Raw genomic sequence first — 2,749 nt, forward strand, 5'->3', positions numbered from 1 at the left:
CGAGACGAAGGGCGCGTAGCTGCGCCGCAGGCCCTCCAGGATCATCCTTCTTTTTCAATCTCTTGCTGCCCATCGGTCGGCCGCCATCTCCAGATTATTCAATTTTTGAATTAATTCATTGCAAAATTCAGATTTTGAAACCACAAGCCCGTCTAGAGCGATCGGCAATGGGAGTATATAAAAATGAGCGACGGCAAAACCCCGGGTATCCTGTTTATGGCCGGCGCCGCAGCACTGCTGGCCGTGCCCGCCGTCGCCCAGGAGCCGGCCGGCGATGGCGTGTCGGGTGATGAAATTGTGGTCACCGCGCAGAAGCGCGAGGAGCGGCTCCGCGATGTTCCGGCCTCGATCAGCGTGCTGAGCGGGGACATGCTCGAAGCCTCGGGGAGCCGCAGCCTCGCCGATTTTGCGACGCATATCCCCGGCCTGGCCGTGAACAGCGGCGGCACGCCGGGCAAGACGTCGATCGTATTGCGCGGCATCTCGACGGGTTCGGGCGGCGCGCTCGTCGGGACCTATCTCGACGATACCCCGCTCGGGACCAGCTCGGGTTTTGCGCGCGGTTCGTCCTTTCAGCTCGATCTCATGCCCTATGATCTCGACCGCCTCGAAGTTCTGCGCGGTCCGCAAGGCACGCTCTATGGCGCAAGCACCATGGGCGGTCTCCTGAAATATGTGCTCCGGGCGGCCGATCCCGGCGATCTCGAAATGCGGGCCGGCGGCGGTATCGAGAGCATCGCCAATTCGGGTCGCCTTGGCTGGGGCACGCGCGGCATGGTCAACGTGCCACTCATTGCCGACACGCTCGCCGTCCGGGTAAGTGGCTTCTATCAGGACAATGCGGGCTGGATCGACAACCCCGCGCTCGGCATCCGCAACGAGAACGGCTCGGTGCAGAAGGGCGGCCGGGCCGCCATCTTCTGGCAAGCGACGGACCGCCTCACGGTCAAGGCATCCGCCATGCTTCAGGATATCGAATCCGACGGCAATGCTGCGATCCAGCTCGACGCGGTGACACTCGAGCCGACGATCGGCAAGTACAGCCGCGCCCACGCGCTGGCCGAGCCCTATAGTCAGAAGCTGCGCTACTATGCCGTCAGCGCGGACTGGGACGTCGATTTTGCGACCGTCACCAGTGCCACCAGCTGGTCGCGCTCGCGCAATATTTCCGTGGTCGATGAATCCGCTCTCTACGGGCCGCTCTTTCCCGATTTCGACCCGGCCGCGCCGGCCGATGGCTTGTCGGCTTTCACACTCGATGTGAAGCTCAACAAGTTCACGCAGGAACTGCGCATCGCCTCGCCGAAGAGCGACCGCTTCGAATGGCTCGTCGGCGGTTTCTACACCGATGAAGATGTGCTCAACCGCCAGATGCTCAGTGCGCAGAATCCGGACGGGACGCCGATCTTCTCGCTCGACCCCTTCGCCACCGTCCACTGGCCGACGAGTTACCGCGAATATGCGGCATTCGGCAATGCCACCTACAAGTTCAGCCCCGCATTCGACATTACCGGCGGCATCCGCTTCAGCCACAACAGTCAGGACTATGTGCAGGATATCGACGGCCCGGTGTTCGGCGGGTTCAGCCGCACCGCGCTGAAATCCAGCGACGATGTCACGACCTGGTCGGCGAGCGCGCGCTTCCGCCCGAACGGGACCTCGACCCTCTATGCCCGCATTGCGAGTGGCTACCGCCCGGGCGGGCCGAACGCCCCGTTGATCGGAGCGCCCGATTCCTATGCGTCGGACCGGCTGACCAACTATGAGGTCGGCTACAAGGGCTCGCTGCTGGGCGGGCTTGTCGACTATGATCTCTCGGCCTACTATATCGCCTGGTCGGACATTCAGGTCCCGATTACCCTCCCGACCGGTAGCTCGACGGCGAACGGCGGCAAGGCAAGCAGCCGCGGTTTCGAAGCGAGCCTGCAAGTCCGCCCGGCTCGCGGCCTGCGAGTATCGGCAAACACATCCTACACCGATGCACGGCTCGATAGCGATGTGCCGGCGCTCGGTGCACGGGACGGCGACAGGCTGCCCGATGCGGCCCGCTGGACCGCGGCGCTTTCGGCCGAATACAGCGTCCCGCTCGGCGACGACAACGAATTGTCGGCAGGCGCGAGCTATCGTTACCGCGGCGCCTCGCTCACGGGTCTCGAAAGCATCGCGAGCACGGTGCGCATACCGTCGCAGTCGATCGTCGATGCCCATGTCGGGCTGACCACAGGGCCGATCACGGGCCGCATATTCGTGCGCAACCTGCTGAACGAGCGCGCCTATACGACCTTCTTCGATCCCGATGCGGGCTCCTCGACCCTGCTCGTCCCGGTCCAGCCGCGAACCGTCGGCCTGTCGCTCGACGCGCGCTTCTAGGCGAGGCGGCGCCGCGTCGCGCGGCGCCGGAGGAAGGGGCATATATGAACGACCGCGCGCCGAGGGTTCTTGAAACAGCCTGCCAGTATTGGAACATGGCCTATCCCGTGACGATCGCAGGACATGTCATGTCCCGCATCGGCGTTGTCGAAGTGACGATCCGGGAAGGGGAGTTGGCCGGACGCGGCGAAGCGGCCGGGGTCTATTATCACGGCGACAACCCCGAGAGCCTTGGCGCGGCAATCGAAACTGTCCGCGATGCGATCGAGAACGGCGCGGGTCGAGCGGACATCGCGCGGCTTCTTCCGGCGGGCGGAGCGCGCAATGCCGTCGATTGCGCGCTCTGGGACCTCGAATCGCGATTGGCGCGGCGGCCGGT

The 2,749-nt window shown here is 64.3% G+C and carries 1 protein-coding gene and 1 pseudogene; both read left to right on the forward strand.

Translation table 11 applies throughout. The annotated features are described in order from the left end of the window. Positions 1 to 183: 183 nt before the first annotated feature. Complete coding sequence (locus tag VGD20_RS12015; RefSeq protein WP_331134672.1) at positions 184 to 2,370, forward strand: TonB-dependent receptor; 2,187 nt, start codon at positions 184 to 186, stop codon at positions 2,368 to 2,370. A 44-nt stretch (positions 2,371 to 2,414) separates the two neighbouring features. Next, a pseudogene (locus VGD20_RS12020) lies at positions 2,415 to 2,749 on the forward strand (dipeptide epimerase); the annotation flags it as partial.

This window comes from Sphingopyxis sp. (assembly GCF_036402335.1).
Classification (GTDB): Bacteria; Pseudomonadota; Alphaproteobacteria; order Sphingomonadales; family Sphingomonadaceae; genus Sphingopyxis.